Origin of the sequence: Ruegeria marisflavi, from assembly GCF_025673445.1 — a bacterium.
Taxonomy (GTDB): Bacteria; Pseudomonadota; Alphaproteobacteria; order Rhodobacterales; family Rhodobacteraceae; genus Ruegeria_B; species Ruegeria_B marisflavi.
This window is the reverse complement of sequence record NZ_JAOVQN010000014.1, coordinates 1-18,473: the sequence shown is the minus strand read 5'-3', so window position 1 is coordinate 18,473 and position 18,473 is coordinate 1. Positions and strand designations below refer to the sequence as shown.

The window sequence follows — 18,473 nt, the reverse complement described above, 5'->3', positions numbered from 1 at the left end:
CCGCGCCGCCTCACTCGGGGATCAGGTCGTTGGTGGCATAGCTCAGCCGCGCCCCCGCCGCGCTCTGGTCGCCGGTGCCGAACAGCAGCACGCCGGTGCCCATCAAGGGCACCGCCCGCCGATGCACATCCACTGCGGGTCCGTCCTCGGGCAGCACCGCGCTGCCGGCGCTGGAATGGTCAGCATATTCCAGCACCGCACCGCGCAGCTCCAGCCGGCCATGCTGACGCGACACCCAGGGTTCGCTCAGCCTTATGTCACAGTCCTCGGCGCGCCCTACCGTCAGGCTCTGCCCCTCGGTCAGGTGCCAGACACCATCGTCGCTGCGGAACTCGGCGCTCTCGGTGCGCGCCCGTGTCAGCGCCGCGAAGCCCCCGGCGATGGTCGTGCGCCCGTCGCTGGCGCCCTGGGTGATCGAATAAACGCGGGTCGCCTCGGCCTTGCCCTTCAGCCGGATCCGACCGATCGGCAGGAATGCCTCGCGCGCTGTGTCGTCCAGCGCCTCGACCGCCGCGTTCCCGGCCAGGATCTCGCCCGCTTTGGCCAGGGTTGCCAGCCGCGCCGCCACGTTCACCGCGTCGCCGAACATGTCGCCCGGGGTTTCCTCGGCCTCGCCCCAGTAGAGACCCGCATGCAGGTTCAGCCCATGCGGCCAGGGTTCCGACAGCATCTGTCGCGCCGCGACATAGCCCGCGCCGGGGGCGTCGAACCGGCAGAGCGCATCGTCGCCCTGCGTCTTGATGCAACGCCCGCCATTGCCCTCGGCAATCTCGCGCAACCGTGCCAGCATCGTGCTGACGCGTTCCATCGCAACGTGCTGTCCCAACCTGTCATACAACGCAGTGCTGCCGGTTATGTCGGCAAGCAATACGGATGTCATCGGCATGATCGCCCCTCAACGGACTTTAAATCGAAACGTCAGAAAATGGTGGTCGCAGGGTACGCGGGCACCGGTGCCAGCGCAAATGAAAAGGCGCGGGGCAGGGCCCCGCGCCTCAAAGCTCCGCCCGGAAATGTTTACTTCCAGCCGACCTCGTTAAAGATCTTCTGCGCTTCGGGGATATTGGCAGCAACTTCCGACAGGTTGACCGTATCGGCCTTGAACTCTCCCAGCTCTGCGACGTTTGCGGCCAGTTCAACCCCGGAAACGGCCGGATACTCGTCATTGCCTTCCGAGAAATAGACCTGTGCCTGATCGCTGGCCAGGTATTCGAGGAACTTGATCGCGTTGTCGCGGTTGGGGGCATGGGCGGCGACACCGGCGCCCGACAGGTTCATATGCGCGCCATTGCCGCTCTGGTCGGGGAACACCCAACCGATCATGTCGCGGCTGTCGGACAGGCCTTTGATATCGGTCCGGATCGAGCGGGAAAAGTAATAGGTGTTCGACACCGCAATCTCGCACTCGCCCGACACGATGCCGCGCAATTGGTCGGTATCGCCGCCCTGCGGATCACGCGCCATGTTGGCAACCACGCCCTCGGCCCAGGCCTTGGCCGCGTCGCGCCCTTCGTGGGTGACGATGGCGGCCAGCAGGGTCTGGTTGTATTCGTTGGTCGACGAGCGGATACAGACCTGCCCCTTGTATTTCGGGTCGGCCAGGTCGGCATAGGTCATCGGCGGTTCGCTCACGTCGGCCTTGTCGAAAAAGATGATCCGCCCGCGCTGGGAAAAGCCGAACCACTGGTTGTCGCTGTCCTGGAGGTTGGCCGGAATACGCTCTTCCAGGATCGGGCTGTCGATGGCTTGCAGAATGCCCGCCTCCTTGGCGCGCGACAGGCGCGAGGTGTCGACGGTGAGCAGGATGTCGGCGGGCGAGTTCGCGCCCTCGGCCTGCATCCGGGCGACCAGCTCGTCGGCCTTGCCCTCGATCCGGTTGATGCGGATACCGGTGGCGGCCTCGAAATCCGAATAAAGGCGCTCGTCGGTGTCGTAGTGGCGCGACGAGTAGAGGTTCAGCTCGCCCTCGGCGACAGCCGATGTGGCGATCAGGGCGGCGGCGATTGCAGTGGTGGTCTTCATCATGGCAGAGGTCTCTCGCGATTCCAGTTATCTGACTGATTTAGTCAATTACCTGATTTTCACGCGGACGCAAGGCAAAACCGATAATTTCAGTCGGGTAATTCGGCCGCAATCACCCCTCGGCATTGTCCATCTGCCAGGCCGCCAGCAGCCGGGGCAGGGCGATGTCCCAGTCCAGCACGCCGGTCTTGTCGGCCCAGTCCTGATACTGGGCCACCAGCGCCTTTGCCCGGTCGGGCTCGCCCCGGATCAGGTCGTGCAGCTCGGTCCGGTCCCCTTCCATATCGTACAGCTCCCAGTCCTGCCCGTGCAGCCGCACCAGCTTGAACTGGCCCAACCGAATGGCGCTGTTGCCCTCGTGCTCGAAAAAGATGGGCTGCGCGCGCTCCCAGTCCTTGCCGCGCAGCAGGCCCAGCAGGCTCTCGCCTTGCAAGGGCTGCATCCCATGCCCGCCCAGCTCGGAAATCGGCTGCGCGCCCGCGACTTCCAGGATCGTCGGCAGGATATCGACCACATGACAGGCGGCGTGCAACGGCACAGGTGCCGCGATCCTGCCGGGCCAATGGGCGATCAACGGGGTCGAGATGCCGCCCTCGTGCACATAATGCTTGAACTTGCGGAACGGCGCGTTCGACACATTGGCCCAGGGCTTGTCATAGCTCTGATAGGTCAGCGCGCCGCCGGGCATGATCTCGGGCCGGTTGCCCATCTCGATATGCCGCCCGTCATGGGTGGTGTCGGGAAAGAACTTGGCCCAGCCATCCTCGGCCATGAATTCGGCGCAGCCCCCGTTGTCGCTGAGAAACAGGATCAGCGTGTTGTCGAACTGTCCCATTCGCTTCAGCGCCGCCAAGAGCGTGCCGATGGACTGGTCCATCCGGTCCACCATGGCGGCATAGGTGGCCATCTTGCGCGCTTCCCAATCCTTGTGCGGCGTGGTCTCCCAGGGGCAGACATCCGGGTCGCGCGGGCTGATCTGCCAGTTGGTCTGAAACAGGCCCATCGCGTTCATCGTCTCGTGGCGGCTGTTGCGCAGCGCGTCCCAGCCGCGCCCATAGACCCCGTCATAGCGCGCGATATCCTCGGGATGCGCATGCAGCGGCCAATGCGGCGCGGTATGGGCGAGGTAGAGGAAGAAGGGCTGCTCCATCTCCACCGCCTCCTCGACCATGCCGATGGCCCTGTCGGTGATCGCGTCGGTGAAATAGAAATCGTCCGGAAAGGTTTCGACGCGGGTATCGTCCTCCAGCATGTAATGCGGCGAGAAGAAATGCGTGACGCCGTCGACGATGCCATAGAACCGGTCGAACCCGCGCTGGCGCGGGGTGGGGTGGTCGATATCGCCCACCCGCCAGCTGTCCACCTCGCGCGCCATGAAATCCCCGCCCACATGCCACTTGCCCGACATGCAGGTGCGATAGCCCGCCGCCCGCAGATGCTCGGCGATGGTGGCGCAGTCGTTGCGCAGAAAGCCGCGATAGGCGGGCGTGCCCAGATCGGCCCCCATATGGCCGATCCCGGCATTATGCGGGTAAAGCCCGGTCAACAGCGACGCCCGCGTCGGGCAGCATCGCGCGCAATTGTACATCGCCGTCAGCAGCGCCCCGTCGCGCGCCAGACCGTCGATGTTAGGTGTGCGGATCTCGGATCCGGTACAGCCCAGATCGGCAAATCCCAGATCGTCGGCGAGAATGAGAATGATGTTGGGCTTGTCGGACATGGCGGCCTCCTCCTGCACAAGAGAAGGCTATCGCGCCCCGGCCGGTTGCGGGAACCGGGAAATTGCCACCCCGCAACAACAAAACCGCGCCCAAAGGCGCGGTTTTGATTGAAGCTCGAATGTCTTGCGACAGTTCAGCCCTGGCGGGCTTTGAACTTGCGCTGCGTCTTGTTGATCACATAGACGCGGCCTTTGCGACGCACGACGCGGCAGTCCCGGTGGCGGGACTTGAGCGAGCGGAGCGAGTTCCTGACCTTCATGGTCGTCTCCAATTCCTGCGGCGCGGGCCAGCGCCTGGGTTACGCGGGTCCCCTGTGTGAACAGAGGCGTGAAATCATGGTGGGCGGTACAAGGTTCGAACTTGTGACCCCTACGATGTCAACGTAGTGCTCTACCACTGAGCTAACCGCCCATGATTGCCGTCGCGTGCCTGCCCCAGAACGTAATGGGGCGCGGTAGCCCGCGCCGGTAAGCGGGGTCTATAAAAGGAGTCGGCGAGGGGATCAAGGGCTTTTGACCGAACTATTTTCCGGTCTATGATTTTGTTCAACAAGGAGCGTCCATGGTCCAAGCCGCCTACAATCTGTCCCTGCCCGGAAACCGCACCTCCTGCGTGGTTTTTGCCTCGCCGCATAGCGGCTCGCACTACCCGCCTGCCTTCCTGACGCAGACCATACTGGACAATCACGCGATTCGCTCCTCCGAGGACGCCTTTGTAAACACGCTGTTCGACGCCGCCCCCGATTTCGGCGCGCCGTTTCTGACCGCCGTCGCGCCCCGCGCCTATCTCGATCTCAACCGCAGCGCCGACGAGCTGGACCCGGCCCTGATCGAGGGCGTGCGCAAGGGCGGTCACAATCCGCGCGTCGCCTCGGGCCTGGGGGTGATTCCCCGCGTCGTGGCCGGGGGGCGGGCGATCTATCGCGGCAAACTGCCCCTGGCCGAGGCCAACGCGCGCGTCAATCAGGTCTGGCGCCCCTATCACAACCGGCTTCAGCGGCTTCTGGACGAATCGCATGCGCGGTTTGGCCAGGCGATTCTGATCGACTGCCACTCGATGCCGCGCGAGGCGCTGGATGGCACCAGCCGTTCCCATTCCAAACGACCCGAAGTGGTCCTGGGCGACCGGTTCGGCGCCTCGGCCTCGTCCGAGGTGGTCGACCGGGTCGAGGCCGCCTTTGCCGCCGCGGGCCTGCATGTGGTGCGCAATTCGCCCTTTGCCGGCGCTTATGTGACCCAGGCCTATGGCCGCCCTTCGCGCCGCCAGCACGCCATCCAGATCGAGATCGACCGAGCCCTTTACATGGACGAGGCGACGATCAGCCCGAACGCCAATTTCGACGCGATGCGTGCGCTTCTGCGCGCCGTGGTCGCCGATATTGCGACCATCGGGCAAGAGCGCATGCCGCTGGCGGCCGAGTAGGGGCGGCCAACAGTCGCATCAGGGTAACCGGGCGGCTTTCCAGGAAAGCGGTTCCTAAAATCCGACCCGAATGCAAAACACGCCCCGATGCCTGTTTGAAGGAGTCTTTGCCATGCGCGCCGCCCTCGTTTTTGCGTTCTGCCTTACCTCTCCCGCACTGGCCGAAACGTTTGTTCTGCGCGGCAGCCCGCAGGAGGTCACCATCTATCCCGGGGTTGCCCGGATCACGCGCCACATATCGCTGGATCTGCCCGCTGGCACGCATCAGATCATTCTGCCCGACCTGCCGCCGGGCGCCGCCCACCAGACCCCGCGAATCGCGGTCTCGGGCGCGGTTCTGGGCGCGGTTTCGCTGCGTGACAGCGCGCTCGACCCGCTGGCCGACACCGACTCTCCCGCGATCGAGGCGGCGCGCGCTGCGCTCAAGGAGGCGCAGGCGGCGCTGGATGCGCATGCCGATGCCGAGACGGCCGTCACCAACCGCTCTGATGCCGCCGCCGCCCAGATCGCCTTTCTCGAACGGCTGGGCGGGGGCGATGCGCTGCTGGCTGATGCCACGGCGCTGGACGATCTGGTCTCGGTCGTCGGCACCCGGGTGTTGCAAGCCCGTCGCGACATGCTGGCCGCCCGGCAGGAGTTGCGCGGCATGGCCGAAGCCCGCGAAGATCTCGAAGAAGCCCTGACGGATGCCCAACAGGCGCTTGCCGCCCTGCTCACGGCGGGTGAGGATCGCGTGCAGGTCGCCGCCGCCCTCAGTACCGATACCGCCACCACCGCGCAGATCGAGCTGTCGTATTTTGTCGAGGCAGATTGGCGCCCCACCTATGAATTCTCGCTGGCACAGACCGAACCGGTGCAGCTGTCGATCAAGCGGGGCGCCGAAGTCACGCAATACAGCGGCGAGGATTGGCGCGATGTGATGCTGACGCTGTCCACCCTGCGGATCAGCGACACCATCGCCCCCCATGATCTCTCCTCGCAATGGCTGCGGATCGAGAAACCCGCCCCGCCGCAGCCCGCCCCGAAATTGCTGTCACGGACAGAGAGCCTGGCCGAACCGCTGGCCGAGGCGCCGATGATCGTCGACGAAACCGCAGTCGCCTATGCCAGCTTCAACGACGTTGAGGCCAGCTATGCCTTTCCCAATCCCGTCACCGTGGCCAACAATGTCGATCAGGTACGCCTTGCACTCGATACCCTGGGATTCGAGGCCGAGATCTTTGCCCGTGCCGTGCCGCTCCACGACGAAACGGCCTTTCTGATGGCGACGTTCACCAACACCTCGCCCGAGCCGATTTTCGAGAGTTACGAGAACAGATTTTCGCTCGACAACACCCTCATCGGGCGCGGAAACACAGACCAGATCCCCGCCGGGGCCGAGGCGACGCTGGCCTTTGGTCCGGTCGAGGATCTGCGGCTGGATCGCGTCCGTTTGGACAAGAACGAAGGCGACAGCGGCATCATCAACCGTTCGAACACCAGCAGCGAAGAGGTGCGGATCACCATTGAAAACCTGGGCGCCCGGAACTGGCCCGTCCGGCTGCTTGATCGTGTCCCGGTCTCCACGCAAGAGGATCTGGTGATCACCCATTCCGCCACCCCACGCCCGGACATCGAAGACCCGGAGGACAAACAGGGCCTGCTGGAATGGCGGTTCGATTTGGCGCCGGGTGCGGAAAAGTCGATCCTGCTCAAGCACGACATGCAATGGCCGCTGGACATGATCCTTCGCTGACCCCCGGCACCGGGTTCAGCGCATCCCGCGCCCCTTGATGATCGCGTCCGACCCGAACCGCCGACGGATCTCGTCGGTGGCCCGCTCGGCGCGCGCCCGCTGCGCCGCCTGCGGGTCGAGCAGGTCGCCCGAGACATCCGCTTCGGCCTCGGGGCACAGATGCGACAACCCGCAGCCCAAGAGCCGGTAAGGTCCCTGATCCCCCAACTGGTCGAACAGCGCGCGCGCGGTGCGATAGATCCGGTCGGCCATCTGCGTCGGGTCGCGCAGCGCTTGCTGCCGCGACAGGATGCGGTGATTGGCGCGTTTCAGCTTCAGGGTCACCACCCGCCCCGCCAGCCTGCGCGCCTTGGCCCGATCCGCCACCTTCTCCGCCATCCGCCAGATATGGCCATCCAGCACGTCCAGATTCGCGGTATCCTCGAAAAACGTGGTCTCGTTGCTGATCGACTTGATCGGATCATGCGCCGAAACGCGCCGGTGATCCTCGCCGCGCGCCAGATGCCACAGCCGCTGCCCCATCGCACCGAACCGGGCGACCAGCGCCTCCTGATCCCAGCGCAACAAGTCGGTAAAGCTGCGGATGCCCGCGCGTTCCAGGCTCTCTTGCGCCGCCGGGCCTATGCCCCAGATCAGCCGCACCGGCTTGTCGCGCAGGAACTCTGCCGTCTCGGCCCGCCCGATCACCGAGAACCCGCGCGGCTTGTCCAGGTCCGAGGCCACCTTGGCCAGGAACTTGTTGTGGCTGAGCCCGACCGAGCCGGTCACGCCCAGCTCGTCCTTCATCCGCTTGACCAACCGCGCCAGCATGACCGCCGGGGGATGCCCATGCAGCCGCTGTGTGCCCGACAGGTCCATAAAGGCCTCGTCCAGCGACAAGGGTTCCACCACCGGGGTCAGCTCGTCCATCATCGCACGGATCTGTTTTGACACCTCGGCATAGACCGACATGCGCGGCTTGATCACCACCGCATCCGGGCAGAGCTTCAGCGCCTGAAACATCGGCATGGCCGAGCGCACGCCGCGGATCCGTGCCACATAACACGCGGTCGAGACCACGCCGCGCTTGCCGCCCCCGATGATCACCGGCTTGTCGGCCAGGTCCGGATTGTCACGCTTTTCCACGCTGGCATAAAAGGCATCGCAATCCATATGCGCGATGGTCAACACGTCCAGTTCGGGATGGCGCAGCACCCGCGGGCTGCCACAGACCGGACAGCGTCGGGCCTCCCCGGTCCGGGCCAGGCATTCGCGGCAAAGTCCGGGTGCAGAGGTCATCGGGTGTATCCGACCGGAGAACGGGCTATATCTCTCCTATCTAGACCGACTCGCAGCGGAGAGAAAAGGTGACACAGGACCAGACGGAGTTTTCCGGCGCCAAGCTGGCCCTGTTCCTCGGGCAATCACTGCTGGTGATCCGGCGCGATGACCGGGCCGATATCCCTTGGCCTGATCATTGGGACCTGCCCGGCGGCGGGCGCGACGGCAATGAAACCCCATTGGATTGCGCCCTGCGCGAAACCCGCGAAGAGGTCGGGCTGGTTGTCCCCGCCGATCAGGTCATCTGGCGCGTCAATTACCTCCGGCCGCATGGCCGAATCTGGTTCTTCGCGGCGCATCTTCCCGCAACCTGGAGCGCCCAGGTGGTGCTGGGCGACGAAGGTCAGGAGTGGCAGCTGATGGAGCCATGCGACTACATACGCCATCCCAAAGCGGTGCCGCATTTCGCCGAACAGCTGGACATCTATCTTGGCAGCCCTGAGTATCAGCGCCGGGCCTGAACAAGACGCCTGAACCGGGATTTTGTTGAGAAAGGCCCCCCGCACGCTGGGCGGGGGGAGGTAACGAACCTCAGGAAGACATGGTTCGTTGGGGAGTGTCTCAAGTGTAAGGGTCGCCGAAAATCCGGTGGTGGAGTAGGCCGGAGTCCCAACAGACCGAAACTCGCCTTTTTAATGTGTTTTTGGGGGCACAGCGGCAAAATGGCGCGGAATCGGCGGAAAGTCCGGTTTTTCAGGCCGTTAGGCGAGAATCTTGGGTGACGTAAGGTCACTCGATGCCGCAGGCGCTGCACAAGGCAAGAAATTTTTGCGGTGCCGCCGCACCCGGTGCGGCGGTGTCTGCAGGGCCTCAGGCCCGGTTCGGGGCGGTGGCTTGTGGCGAAGTCATTTCCCGCAGGATCGCCGCGACCGCGGCGCGCGGGTCGGCGGCGCGGACCACAGGGCGGCCGACCACGATGTGATCGGCACCATCGGCGATGGCATTGGCGGGCGTGGCCACCCGTTTCTGGTCGCCCAAGTCTGCGCCCGCAGGGCGCACACCCGGGGTCACGATCAGCCGCCCGTCCGCCTCGGGCAGGGCGCGAATGGCGGCGGCCTCCTGCGGGCTGGCGATGATCCCGTCGGCGCCTGCCGAAAAGGCGCGTGCCGCGCGTTCGATCACCAACTCGCTGACCGTGCCAGGCATCATCAGCCCGGCATCCAGGTCGGCGCGTTCCAGCGAGGTCAGGATGGTCACGGCAAGGATCTTCAGGTCCTTGCCGGCGGCGCCTTCCTTGGCGGCGCGCACCACATGCGGATCGCCATGCACGGTCAGGAAATCCAGATCGTACTGTGCCAGCCCGCGCACCGCGGCCTCGACCGTGTTACCGATGTCGAAGAGTTTCATGTCCAGGAAGATGCGCTTGCCATGTTCCTGTTTCAGCTCGTTGGCCAGCGCCAGCCCACCGCCCGTAAGCATGCCCAGCCCGATCTTGTAGAACGATACCATGTCGCCCAGCCGTTCGGCCATGTTCAGCCCGTCCAGCGCATTGGGTACGTCAAGGGCGACGATCAGGCGATCGTCGGCAAGGGGGGTATCGGTCATCTGGGGATCCTCCGGCAGGGGTCGCCCGTACATAATCGGGGTATTCTGCCGAGGCAAGCGCGGATCGGAATGCACCCGCAAGGTGCGCTTCCGCGCCTGAACGCCCCCTTGAAGGGGCATTACAGCCTTGGGCCGGGCGCCGCGCATCCGCGCGGCGCGGGCACGTCGACCGCGTTACGCCGCGCCCAGGGCCAGGCCTTCGTCGATCCGGAGCTCCTGCTTGCCCGAGCGGAATTCAGGCATCCGTCGCATCTGCCGCAACGCGTCGCCGACAAAGGCCTGCGCGCGCGCCACCGGGTTCGCCTCTCCGGGCAGGTCCAGCGAGCAGAACAGCGTCACGATCCGGTCGGCAAGCGTCAGGCAGACGCTGGCGGAATGGCGCGAGGTGTTGGCGCAATAACTGTAGCGCGAGATTTCGATATTGGTGATCAACATCACGAGTCTCCATGTTCTGGAACCATGTGACACCGGAAATATTGCCAAATAGGGGCGACAATAGGGGAAAATAGCGAAAACTGTATCAGATTGAGGCTTCTTGGGGTCAAGCTCTTGAAGCCGGGGGAATAGTTCCCAGATTGGTTTCGAGGCCCATACCGCCGCGTGCTGCCGGGCAGGCGCAGGCAAGACAGGGCGCTTGGAAAAGGAGAGAAAGATGGACTTGTCCAAGTTCACCGAGCGTGCACGCGGTTTCGTGCAGGCGGCGCAGACCATTGCACTGCGCGAGGGGCACCAACGGCTGGCGCCCGAACACCTTCTCAAGGCATTGATGGATGACGATCAGGGGCTGGCGAGCAACCTGATCACCCGCGCCGGTGGCGCGCCCTCGCGCGTGGTCGAGGCGCTGGACGTGGCGATGTCGAAACTGCCCAAGGTCAGCGGCGAAGCGGCCCAGGTCTATCTTGACGGCCAGACCGCCAAGGTGCTGGACGAGGCTGAGCAGATCGCCAAGAAGGCGGGCGACAGCTTTGTTCCGGTCGAACGCATCCTGATGGCGCTCTGCATGGTCAAATCCAAGGCCAAGGAGGCGCTGGATGCCGGTGCCGTCACCGCGCAAAAGCTCAACGAGGCGATCAACGACATCCGCAAGGGCCGCACCGCCGACACGGCGAGCGCGGAAGAGGGCTATGACGCGCTCAAGAAATACGCCCGCGACCTGACCGAGGCCGCCGCCGAGGGCAAGATCGACCCGATCATCGGGCGCGACGAGGAAATCCGCCGCTCGATGCAGGTGCTCAGCCGCCGGACCAAGAACAACCCCGTCCTGATCGGTGAGCCGGGCGTTGGCAAGACCGCCATCGCCGAGGGCCTGGCGCTGCGCATCGTCAATGGCGATGTGCCCGAGAGCCTGCGCGACAAGAAGCTCCTGGCTCTCGACATGGGCGCGCTGATTGCCGGCGCGAAATATCGTGGCGAGTTCGAGGAACGGCTCAAGGCCGTGCTGAACGAAGTGACGGCAGCGGCAGGCGAGATCATCCTGTTCATCGACGAGATGCACACGCTGGTGGGTGCCGGTAAATCCGACGGCGCGATGGATGCGGCCAACCTGATCAAACCGGCGCTGGCGCGCGGCGAATTGCACTGCATCGGTGCCACCACGCTGGATGAATACCGCAAATACGTGGAAAAAGACGCGGCCCTGGCCCGCCGGTTCCAGCCCGTGATGGTCGAGGAACCGACCGTCGAGGATACGATCAGCATCCTGCGCGGCATCAAGGAGAAATACGAGCTGCACCACGGCGTGCGCATCTCCGACTCGGCGCTGGTTTCGGCGGCAACGCTCAGCCACCGTTACATCACCGACCGGTTCCTGCCCGACAAGGCGATCGACCTGATGGACGAGGCGGCCAGCCGCCTGCGGATGGAGGTCGACAGCAAGCCCGAGGAGCTTGACCAGCTCGACCGCCAGATCCTGCAATTGCAGATCGAGGAAGAGGCGCTGAAGCGCGAGGACGATGCCGCATCGAAAGATCGGCTTGCCACGCTGCAAAAGGACCTTGCCGATTTGCAGGAGCACAGCGCCGAGATGACCGCCCAATGGCAGGCGGCACGGGACAAGCTGGCCTCGGCGCGCGACCTCAAGGAACAGCTCGACCGGGCCCGCGCCGAACTGGAAATCGCCAAGCGCGAAGGCAACCTGGCCCGTGCCGGCGAGCTTAGCTATGGCATTATCCCGGGGCTAGAAAAGCAGCTGACCGATGCTGAAACCCGCGAGGATACCGGCCTGATGGCCGAGGAAACCGTGCGCCCCGAACAGATCGCGGCAGTGGTCGAACGCTGGACCGGCATCCCGACCTCCAAGATGCTCGAAGGCGAGCGGGAAAAGCTTCTGCGTATGGAAGACGAGCTGCACAAGCGCGTCATCGGCCAGAACGCGGCCGTCACAGCCGTGGCCAACGCGGTGCGCCGGGCACGCGCGGGGCTCAACGACGAGAACCGGCCGCTGGGTTCGTTCCTGTTCCTCGGGCCCACCGGTGTGGGCAAGACCGAACTGACCAAGGCCGTGGCCGAATACCTCTTTGACGACGACGCCGCGATGGTGCGCATCGACATGTCCGAGTTCATGGAGAAACACTCGGTCGCCCGCCTGATCGGCGCGCCTCCGGGCTATGTCGGCTATGACGAGGGCGGCGTGCTGACCGAGGCGGTCCGCCGTCGGCCCTATCAGGTGGTGCTGTTCGACGAGGTGGAAAAGGCCCACCCGGACGTATTCAACGTCCTGCTTCAGGTGCTCGACGACGGCATGCTGACCGACGGTCAGGGCCACCATGTCGACTTCAAGCAGACGCTGATCGTGCTGACCTCGAACCTCGGCAGCCAGGCGCTCAGCCAGCTGCCCGAAGGTTCCGACGCCAGCGCCGCCCGGCGTGACGTGATGGATGCGGTCCGCGCGCATTTCCGGCCCGAGTTCCTGAACCGGCTCGACGAGACGATCATCTTCGACCGGCTCAAGCGCGCCGATATGGACGGGATCGTGTCGATCCAGCTGGGCCGCCTGGCCAAGCGTCTGGCCAATCGCAAGATCGGGCTGGAGCTGGACGACGCGGCGCGGACCTGGCTGGCAGATGCGGGCTATGACCCGGTCTATGGCGCCCGCCCGCTCAAGCGCGTAATCCAGCGCGACCTGCAAAACCCGCTGGCCGAGAAGCTGCTGGCCGGCGAGATCAAGGACGGCGAGACCATCGCCATCACCGCCGGGGACGAGGGGCTGATCATTGGCGACCGGGTGGTCAGCTTGAACCGCCCGCGGCCGGATGACGCCGTGGTCCACTGATCCGCGACACTGCAACAGAAAGGCCCGCCAGTTCTGGCGGGCCTTTTCTTATCCGGCATTGTCGGTTGAGCATCCCTGCCAACGAAAGGAGCCGCCCGGACAACCGGGCGTTTGCCCCTCCCGCTCATGTCGCCTAAGCTTGCGCCAAGGAGGCTCCCATGTGCTTTTCCGCCACCGCAAGCTTTGTCGCCGGCACCGTCCTGATCGCGGGCGGGGCGGTCTCGTTGCGCAGGGCGCGCGACCTGCGGTCGCGGTTCCTCGGCTTTGGGGCATTTCCCCTGCTCTTCGGCATCCAGCAGATGTCCGAGGGCGTCCTGTGGCTGTCGCTTGACAGCCCGGACGTGGCACAGCCCGGCGGCGCGGCGCTGGTGTTTCTGTTCTTCGCCTATTGGTTCTGGCCCTTCTGGGTGCCACTCTCTGCGGCCCTGGTCGAGCCTGACCGCACTCGCCAACGCCTGTTTGAGGGACTGTCCGCCTTTGGCTTCTGCCTTGGTGCGGCGCTGTACCTGCCGGTGCTGGTCGATCCGGACACGCTCGACATCTGTCTGGTGCGGCATTCGATCCAGTACGAGAACCCGGTCATGTTCCCGGGCGAGGCCGCCAAGACAGTCGTACGGCTGGTTTACGCCCTGGTGATCTGCCTGCCGTTGCTGGGATCCTCCCATCGGCAGGTGCGCATCTTTGGCGCGCTGATCGTGGCCTCGGTCGCGGCGGGCTTTGTCTTTGCCGCTTATGCCTTCACCTCGATCTGGTGTTTCCTGGCCGCGCTGATCTCGGGTTACATCGTCTACATGATGTATGCTCTGGCGCGCGACGACCGCGCGGGCGACCCGGCGCGGCGCACCCAGTCCTGAGCCTTAACCGCTGGCGGTCCGCTCGTCGCAGGTCTTCTTGGCCTGGCTGACCGTCAGCGTGTTGCCGATGATCCCGACATCATTGGTCAGGGCAGGGGCGCTTCCCTGAGGCGGCGGCGCAAAGCCAAAGGTCACCGCCCGCTCGCCCGGCCGGGCAAGGCTGGGCGATGGCCCCTGCCAGACATAGATCCGCTGGCTGCCGGGCATGCCCAACCTTGTCAGCGCATGGTCGCCCACCCCGCACCAATAGATCGCGTTTTCGGAAAACGCGGCCACCACCTCGATCAACCCGCCCGCCACCGGATAGGCGGCCGAACGGGATTCGTTTCCCGCCATCACCGCGGTCGCGGTCAAAACGGTTGCCAGACTTGCAACGCGATACAGGCCAACTCTCGGCATCAGGGCACTCCTTTCCTCTGAAAGGAATACGCCCGGATGCCCGAGGCGGATCGAAATTGGCCGTTCTTTCTTGGTACAAAACGGTCAATCCCGCCCCGGGGCGGCGTACAAAACGGTCAATTCGGCCCGGATCTACTGGTCGACGGCCTCGCGCACGATTCCGTCCAACAGCCCTTGAACCTCCTGCAACGGCCCCTCGGGATAGCCTCGGAACCCGACCATAACCTCTTCTGATCCGGCCTTCTGAGCGACGAAGATGCCATAGGGGCAGAACACGATGTTCATCGGGTCCGCCTCCATCACCCGGCGCGACACGGTGGCCGAGCAGAACGTGTAAACCTCGGCCTTTTCAAACAGAACCACCTCCGATCCTACGTCGGCCCGGGTCCGTTCCAGCATGTCGCCGACGTGGCTGACATGGTCTATGACCAACCCGCGACCGACGATGGCGCTTTCGACGGCAAAGGCCACATCGGAAAAACTCTCGTTAGTTGAATAGGTTACCATCTCCTGAGCGGATACGGCGGTTGCGGTCGCCGCAAGTGTCAGTGCCAGCATTAACTGTTTCATAGCGCTTCTCCCTTTGTGATGTGACGCGGCTTGCACGATGCGCCAATCGGTTACAGTCTTGAACCACAGATCACATCCGTCCTTGAGACATATCAATATATCGGAGTTCCGGCATGGGTTTCGCGTATAATTCCATCGAGGTCATGGCCATCATCTTCATCGGCGTCCTTGGCCTGGCCGCGCTGCTGCTGGTGATCTTTTTTGTCATAGACAGGTTCCAGACCCAGGATGCGATCCGTCGGAACTATCCGGTAATTGGAAGATTTCGTAATATTTTCACAGAGTTAGGAGAGTTCTTCCGGCAGTATTTCTTTGCCATGGACCGCGAGGAGATGCCGTTCAACAGGGCACAGCGCAACTGGGTCTACAACGCCAGCGAGGCCAAGGGGAACACGGTGGCCTTCGGCTCCACGCGCAACCTGAACATCCCCGGCACCCCGATTTTCATGAACGCACCCTTTCCCCCACTGGACGACCAATATGCCACGACCGCGCCGATGCTGATCGGCCCGACCTGCCGCCAACCCTATCTGGCGCCGTCCTTTTTCAACATTTCCGGCATGTCCTATGGCGCGATTTCCAAGCCTGCGGTCAGGGCCCTGTCGCGCGGCGCAAAGGTGGCCGGGGTCTGGCTGAACACCGGAGAAGGGGGTTTATCTCCCTACCACCTTGAAGGCGGCTGCGACATCGTTTTCCAGATCGGCACGGCCAAGTTCGGAGTGCGGGACGCCGACGGCAACCTCAGCGACGAGAAACTGCGCGAGGTGGCGGCGCTGCCGCAGGTCAAGATGTTCGAAATCAAGCTGAGCCAGGGCGCCAAGCCGGGCAAGGGCGGCATCCTGCCCGCCGCCAAGATCGACGAGGAAGTTTCGAAAATCCGTGGTGTTCCAATGGGTAAGGACGCGATCTCGCCCAACCGCCACCGCGAGGTTGACGATTTCGACGGGTTGCTCGACCTGATCAATCACGTGCGCGAGGTCACCGGAAAACCGGTTGGGATCAAGACCTGCATGGGTTCGGCCGACCCCTGGTTCGAGTTCTTTCGCAAAATCCGCGAACGCGGCGACGACAGCGCGCCGGACTTCATCGCGGTCGATGGCGGCGAGGGCGGGACCGGCGCGGCCCCGATGCCCCTGATCGACCTAGTGGGCCTGCCGTTGCGCGAGGCGCTGATCCGCATGGTCGACCTGCGCGACCTCGCGGGCCTACACGACCGCATCCGCATCATCGCCGCCGGCAAGCTGGTCGCGCCAGGGGACGTCGCCTGGGCAATTTGCCTGGGCGCCGACTTCATCGCGTCGGCGCGCGGGTTCATGTTCTCTTTGGGATGTATCCAGGCGCTCAAGTGCAACAAGAACACCTGTCCGACAGGGATCACCACCCATATCCCCTCGTTGCAGAAGGGGCTTGTGGTGCCGGAAAAGGAAAAACGAGTGGCCGCCTATGCGCGTTCGGTGATTGGCGAGGTCGAGACCATCGCCCATTCGGTCGGCGTGGCCGAGCCCCGGCAGATGCGCCGGCGGCATGTCCGGATCGTCTGCGACGATGGAACCTCGGTACAGATGAATGACCTCTACCCTTCGGTATTGCTCGGCGCCGAGGGCACCGCTCGGGCGCGCGGCAACAAGCAGTTCGAGGAGGGGTTGAAGCGTCTCGGCATTGTTTGACGCGTCAATTGTTTCAGGCTGGCAACGCAGCTGTGAAGCGAGTTGCGTTGGCGGTTCGGTCCGTCGGCTCTACACTCTTTGAATGTGGAAGTAACGGAGTGCCCGATGGCCCATCGCTGGAACAATGACCTTAGCCGTGCCGACATCACGCCCGAGGCCACTTTCTTGAACCGCCGCCATGTGCTGGCTGGTCTGGCCGCAAGCGGCCTGAGCGCGGTTGCCGGACGGGCAAGGGCAGAAACGCTCGAGCCGAACAGTTGGGAAGAGATCACCGGTTACAACAACTTCTACGAGTTTGGTACCGGCAAGGGCGATCCGGCGGAATACGCCCATCTGCTGACCACCAAACCCTGGTCGGTCAAGATCGACGGCATGGTCGACCGGCCCGGCGACTATGATTTTCAGGACATTATGTCGGAAATGACGGTCGAGGAGCGAATCTATCGGTTCCGCTGCGTCGAGGCCTGGTCGATGGTGATCCCCTGGAACGGGTTCGAACTGGCCGATCTGCTTGCCATGGCCGGGGTGCAGGAGGGGGCGAAATACGTCGCCTTTGAAACGCTCTACCGGCCCGAGGAAATGCCCGGCACCCGCTATCCGGTGTTGGATTGGCCCTATCGCGAGGGTCTTCGCCTCGACGAGGCGATGCACCCGCTGACCCTGATGGCGACCGGCATCTACGGCAAGCCGCTGCCCAACCAGAACGGCGCGCCGCTGCGGCTGGTGGTGCCATGGAAATACGGGTTCAAGTCGATCAAGTCGATCGTGCGGATCACCCTGACCGACAAGGAGCCGCCGACCAGCTGGAACATGGCGATCCCCAGTGAATACGGGTTCTACAGCAATGTGAACCCCGAGGTCAGCCACCCGCGATGGAGTCAGGCCAGCGAACGCAAGATCGGTGGCGGTTTCTTTGTAAAACGGGTGCCGACATTGATGTTCAACGGTTACGAAAAAGAAGTTGCCGGGCTTTACGAAGGTATGGATCTGGCGAAATACTTCTGAACCGTGGATCGTGTGAATGGATATCTGCGCCGGGTGCCGGTTTGGCTGGTCTATACGGTCGGAGTATTGCCCGTTCCGATTTGGCTGTGGCTTGGCATAAACGGGCAGCTGGGCATTGATCCCGTGAAAGAGATCGAGCATCGCCTTGGCGAACTGGCCTTACAAGCATTGTTGTTCGGTTTGGCGATTACACCTCTGCGCCGCTATCTTCGCCTCAACCTGATCAAGTTCCGCCGCGCAATCGGGGTGTTGGCATTCTACTATGTCAGCTGCCACCTGCTTGTCTGGCTGGTGCTTGATGTTCAGATCCCCGCGCAGATCTGGGCGGATATCGTTAAACGTCCGTATATCACAATAGGCATGGCCGCGTTCGCGCTGTTGCTGCCACTGGCGGTGACGTCGAACAACTGGTCGGTGCGGCTCGGCAATGCGTGGCGCCGGTTGCACCGGTTGGTTTATCCCGCCGTTCTGTTGGGGGCGATCCACTATTTGATGCTGGTCAAGGGATTTCAGTTCGAGCCACTGATCTATCTTGGTATGGTCCTGCTGCTGCTTGGGCTGAGGTTGCCGGACTTACGGCGCCGAACAGCTTTGTGATCTCAGTCCTCTAGGCGCAATTTTCCGTCGGTCGAAAGCCGTTGGGTGATTCCGTGGGCGTGTAACGTTTTTGGACGGTGTCGGGTCTTTGGGTCGCCCTGTTATGGTGTTTGTTGGCTGCTAGGGCACAAGATGTGGGCTTGTGAGGTATCGTTCGAAAGATATCGGCGAGTGGGTTCAGGGTGCGAGAGGTTTCTGGTGGGGCGTCTTAACGATCCAGAGATTTCGTAAGTGTATGAAAATAAGAGATTTCGTGGACCCATCGAAGTTTTTTGATTTTTTTGTAAAAAGGCTCTTGCGGCTGTTGGAGAGAGACCGTAGATAGCCCCTCACCGGCGGCGCTGA

At 63.6% G+C, this 18,473-nt stretch carries 17 protein-coding genes and 1 tRNA gene; 8 read left to right on the top strand and 10 right to left on the bottom strand.

All coding sequences use genetic code 11. The annotated features are described in order from the left end of the window. Nucleotides 1–10 precede the first annotated feature (10 nt). The 5 genes from OEZ49_RS13975 to OEZ49_RS13955 all read right to left on the bottom strand — a co-directional run bounded on the left by OEZ49_RS13975 (nucleotide 11) and on the right by OEZ49_RS13955 (nucleotide 4,154). On the bottom strand, nucleotides 11–886 hold the full coding sequence (locus OEZ49_RS13975) for an adenylate/guanylate cyclase domain-containing protein (protein ID WP_263388886.1): 876 nt from the start codon (nucleotides 884–886) through the stop codon (nucleotides 11–13). A 131-nt stretch (nucleotides 887–1,017) separates the two neighbouring features. After that, nucleotides 1,018–2,025 (bottom strand): Fe(3+) ABC transporter substrate-binding protein, encoded by a 1,008-nt coding sequence (locus OEZ49_RS13970; protein ID WP_263388885.1) that lies wholly within the window; start codon nucleotides 2,023–2,025, stop codon nucleotides 1,018–1,020. A gap of 109 nt (nucleotides 2,026–2,134) precedes the next feature. Further along, nucleotides 2,135–3,742 (bottom strand): arylsulfatase, encoded by a 1,608-nt coding sequence (locus tag OEZ49_RS13965; RefSeq protein WP_263388884.1) that lies wholly within the window; start codon nucleotides 3,740–3,742, stop codon nucleotides 2,135–2,137. 134 nt (nucleotides 3,743–3,876) lie between these two features. After that, nucleotides 3,877–4,002 (bottom strand): type B 50S ribosomal protein L36, encoded by a 126-nt coding sequence (ykgO, locus tag OEZ49_RS13960; RefSeq protein WP_011048967.1) that lies wholly within the window; start codon nucleotides 4,000–4,002, stop codon nucleotides 3,877–3,879. Nucleotides 4,003–4,079: 77 nt separating this feature from the next. Next, a tRNA-Val gene (locus OEZ49_RS13955) sits at nucleotides 4,080–4,154 on the bottom strand. Between the two features lie 150 nt (nucleotides 4,155–4,304). Between OEZ49_RS13955 and OEZ49_RS13950 the strand changes: the two genes are divergently transcribed. Together OEZ49_RS13950 and OEZ49_RS13945 are read left to right on the top strand one after the other, a co-directional pair. Then, complete coding sequence (locus tag OEZ49_RS13950) at nucleotides 4,305–5,165, top strand: N-formylglutamate amidohydrolase (RefSeq protein WP_263388883.1); 861 nt, start codon at nucleotides 4,305–4,307, stop codon at nucleotides 5,163–5,165. A gap of 112 nt (nucleotides 5,166–5,277) precedes the next feature. After that, nucleotides 5,278–6,900, top strand: coding sequence for a DUF4139 domain-containing protein (locus OEZ49_RS13945; RefSeq protein WP_263388882.1), 1,623 nt, complete (start codon nucleotides 5,278–5,280; stop codon nucleotides 6,898–6,900). 15 nt (nucleotides 6,901–6,915) lie between these two features. Here OEZ49_RS13945 and OEZ49_RS13940 read toward each other — a convergent pair whose 3' ends face one another. Next, on the bottom strand, nucleotides 6,916–8,178 hold the full coding sequence (locus tag OEZ49_RS13940; protein ID WP_263388881.1) for a DNA polymerase IV: 1,263 nt from the start codon (nucleotides 8,176–8,178) through the stop codon (nucleotides 6,916–6,918). 68 nt (nucleotides 8,179–8,246) lie between these two features. On the opposite strand from OEZ49_RS13940, the gene OEZ49_RS13935 reads away from it, so the two are divergent. Beyond that, complete coding sequence (locus OEZ49_RS13935) at nucleotides 8,247–8,681, top strand: NUDIX hydrolase (protein ID WP_263388880.1); 435 nt, start codon at nucleotides 8,247–8,249, stop codon at nucleotides 8,679–8,681. A 349-nt stretch (nucleotides 8,682–9,030) separates the two neighbouring features. On the opposite strand, the gene pyrF is transcribed toward OEZ49_RS13935, so the two are convergent. After that, nucleotides 9,031–9,765, bottom strand: a complete 735-nt coding sequence (gene pyrF / locus OEZ49_RS13930; RefSeq protein WP_263388879.1) for an orotidine-5'-phosphate decarboxylase — start codon at nucleotides 9,763–9,765, stop codon at nucleotides 9,031–9,033. A 174-nt stretch (nucleotides 9,766–9,939) separates the two neighbouring features. Next, nucleotides 9,940–10,200, bottom strand: coding sequence for a hypothetical protein (locus tag OEZ49_RS13925; protein ID WP_263388878.1), 261 nt, complete (start codon nucleotides 10,198–10,200; stop codon nucleotides 9,940–9,942). Nucleotides 10,201–10,417: 217 nt separating this feature from the next. On the opposite strand from OEZ49_RS13925, the gene clpB reads away from it, so the two are divergent. Both clpB and OEZ49_RS13915 read left to right on the top strand, forming a co-directional pair. Beyond that, nucleotides 10,418–13,036 carry an ATP-dependent chaperone ClpB gene (gene clpB / locus OEZ49_RS13920; protein ID WP_263388877.1) on the top strand — a complete coding sequence of 873 codons (2,619 nt, stop codon included), beginning with the start codon at nucleotides 10,418–10,420 and terminating at the stop codon, nucleotides 13,034–13,036. A 158-nt stretch (nucleotides 13,037–13,194) separates the two neighbouring features. Continuing rightward, nucleotides 13,195–13,890: a DUF6629 family protein gene (locus OEZ49_RS13915; protein WP_263388876.1), complete on the top strand. Its 696-nt coding sequence runs from the start codon at nucleotides 13,195–13,197 to the stop codon at nucleotides 13,888–13,890. 3 nt (nucleotides 13,891–13,893) lie between these two features. On the opposite strand, the gene OEZ49_RS13910 is transcribed toward OEZ49_RS13915, so the two are convergent. Next, nucleotides 13,894–14,289 (bottom strand): hypothetical protein, encoded by a 396-nt coding sequence (locus OEZ49_RS13910; protein WP_263388875.1) that lies wholly within the window; start codon nucleotides 14,287–14,289, stop codon nucleotides 13,894–13,896. A gap of 132 nt (nucleotides 14,290–14,421) precedes the next feature. Continuing rightward, nucleotides 14,422–14,859, bottom strand: a complete 438-nt coding sequence (locus OEZ49_RS13905) for a DUF302 domain-containing protein (protein ID WP_263388874.1) — start codon at nucleotides 14,857–14,859, stop codon at nucleotides 14,422–14,424. 113 nt (nucleotides 14,860–14,972) lie between these two features. Between OEZ49_RS13905 and OEZ49_RS13900 the strand changes: the two genes are divergently transcribed. The 3 genes from OEZ49_RS13900 to msrQ all read left to right on the top strand — a co-directional run bounded on the left by OEZ49_RS13900 (nucleotide 14,973) and on the right by msrQ (nucleotide 18,128). Further along, nucleotides 14,973–16,526 carry an FMN-binding glutamate synthase family protein gene (locus OEZ49_RS13900; RefSeq protein WP_263388873.1) on the top strand — a complete coding sequence of 518 codons (1,554 nt, stop codon included), beginning with the start codon at nucleotides 14,973–14,975 and terminating at the stop codon, nucleotides 16,524–16,526. 105 nt (nucleotides 16,527–16,631) lie between these two features. Further along, complete coding sequence (gene msrP / locus OEZ49_RS13895; RefSeq protein WP_263388872.1) at nucleotides 16,632–17,531, top strand: protein-methionine-sulfoxide reductase catalytic subunit MsrP; 900 nt, start codon at nucleotides 16,632–16,634, stop codon at nucleotides 17,529–17,531. Between the two features lie 3 nt (nucleotides 17,532–17,534). Then, nucleotides 17,535–18,128 (top strand): protein-methionine-sulfoxide reductase heme-binding subunit MsrQ, encoded by a 594-nt coding sequence (gene msrQ, locus OEZ49_RS13890; RefSeq protein WP_263388871.1) that lies wholly within the window; start codon nucleotides 17,535–17,537, stop codon nucleotides 18,126–18,128. Nucleotides 18,129–18,473: the final 345 nt, after the last annotated feature.

Bases quoted from the DNA above. Each gene is read 5' to 3' on its own strand.
- OEZ49_RS13970 (WP_263388885.1), bottom strand. From the start codon at position 2,025: ATGATGAAGACCACCACTGCAATCGCCGCCGCCCTGATCGCCACATCG.
- OEZ49_RS13915 (WP_263388876.1), top strand. From the start codon at position 13,195: ATGTGCTTTTCCGCCACCGCAAGCTTTGTCGCCGGCACCGTCCTGATC.
- OEZ49_RS13965 (WP_263388884.1), bottom strand. From the start codon at position 3,742: ATGTCCGACAAGCCCAACATCATTCTCATTCTCGCCGACGATCTGGGA.
- msrP (WP_263388872.1), top strand. From the start codon at position 16,632: ATGGCCCATCGCTGGAACAATGACCTTAGCCGTGCCGACATCACGCCC.
- OEZ49_RS13950 (WP_263388883.1), top strand. From the start codon at position 4,305: ATGGTCCAAGCCGCCTACAATCTGTCCCTGCCCGGAAACCGCACCTCC.
- clpB (WP_263388877.1), top strand. From the start codon at position 10,418: ATGGACTTGTCCAAGTTCACCGAGCGTGCACGCGGTTTCGTGCAGGCG.
- OEZ49_RS13940 (WP_263388881.1), bottom strand. From the start codon at position 8,178: ATGACCTCTGCACCCGGACTTTGCCGCGAATGCCTGGCCCGGACCGGG.
- OEZ49_RS13900 (WP_263388873.1), top strand. From the start codon at position 14,973: ATGGGTTTCGCGTATAATTCCATCGAGGTCATGGCCATCATCTTCATC.
- OEZ49_RS13925 (WP_263388878.1), bottom strand. From the start codon at position 10,200: ATGTTGATCACCAATATCGAAATCTCGCGCTACAGTTATTGCGCCAAC.
- OEZ49_RS13975 (WP_263388886.1), bottom strand. From the start codon at position 886: ATGCCGATGACATCCGTATTGCTTGCCGACATAACCGGCAGCACTGCG.
- OEZ49_RS13945 (WP_263388882.1), top strand. From the start codon at position 5,278: ATGCGCGCCGCCCTCGTTTTTGCGTTCTGCCTTACCTCTCCCGCACTG.
- ykgO (WP_011048967.1), bottom strand. From the start codon at position 4,002: ATGAAGGTCAGGAACTCGCTCCGCTCGCTCAAGTCCCGCCACCGGGAC.
- pyrF (WP_263388879.1), bottom strand. From the start codon at position 9,765: ATGACCGATACCCCCCTTGCCGACGATCGCCTGATCGTCGCCCTTGAC.
- OEZ49_RS13910 (WP_263388875.1), bottom strand. From the start codon at position 14,289: ATGCCGAGAGTTGGCCTGTATCGCGTTGCAAGTCTGGCAACCGTTTTG.
- OEZ49_RS13905 (WP_263388874.1), bottom strand. From the start codon at position 14,859: ATGAAACAGTTAATGCTGGCACTGACACTTGCGGCGACCGCAACCGCC.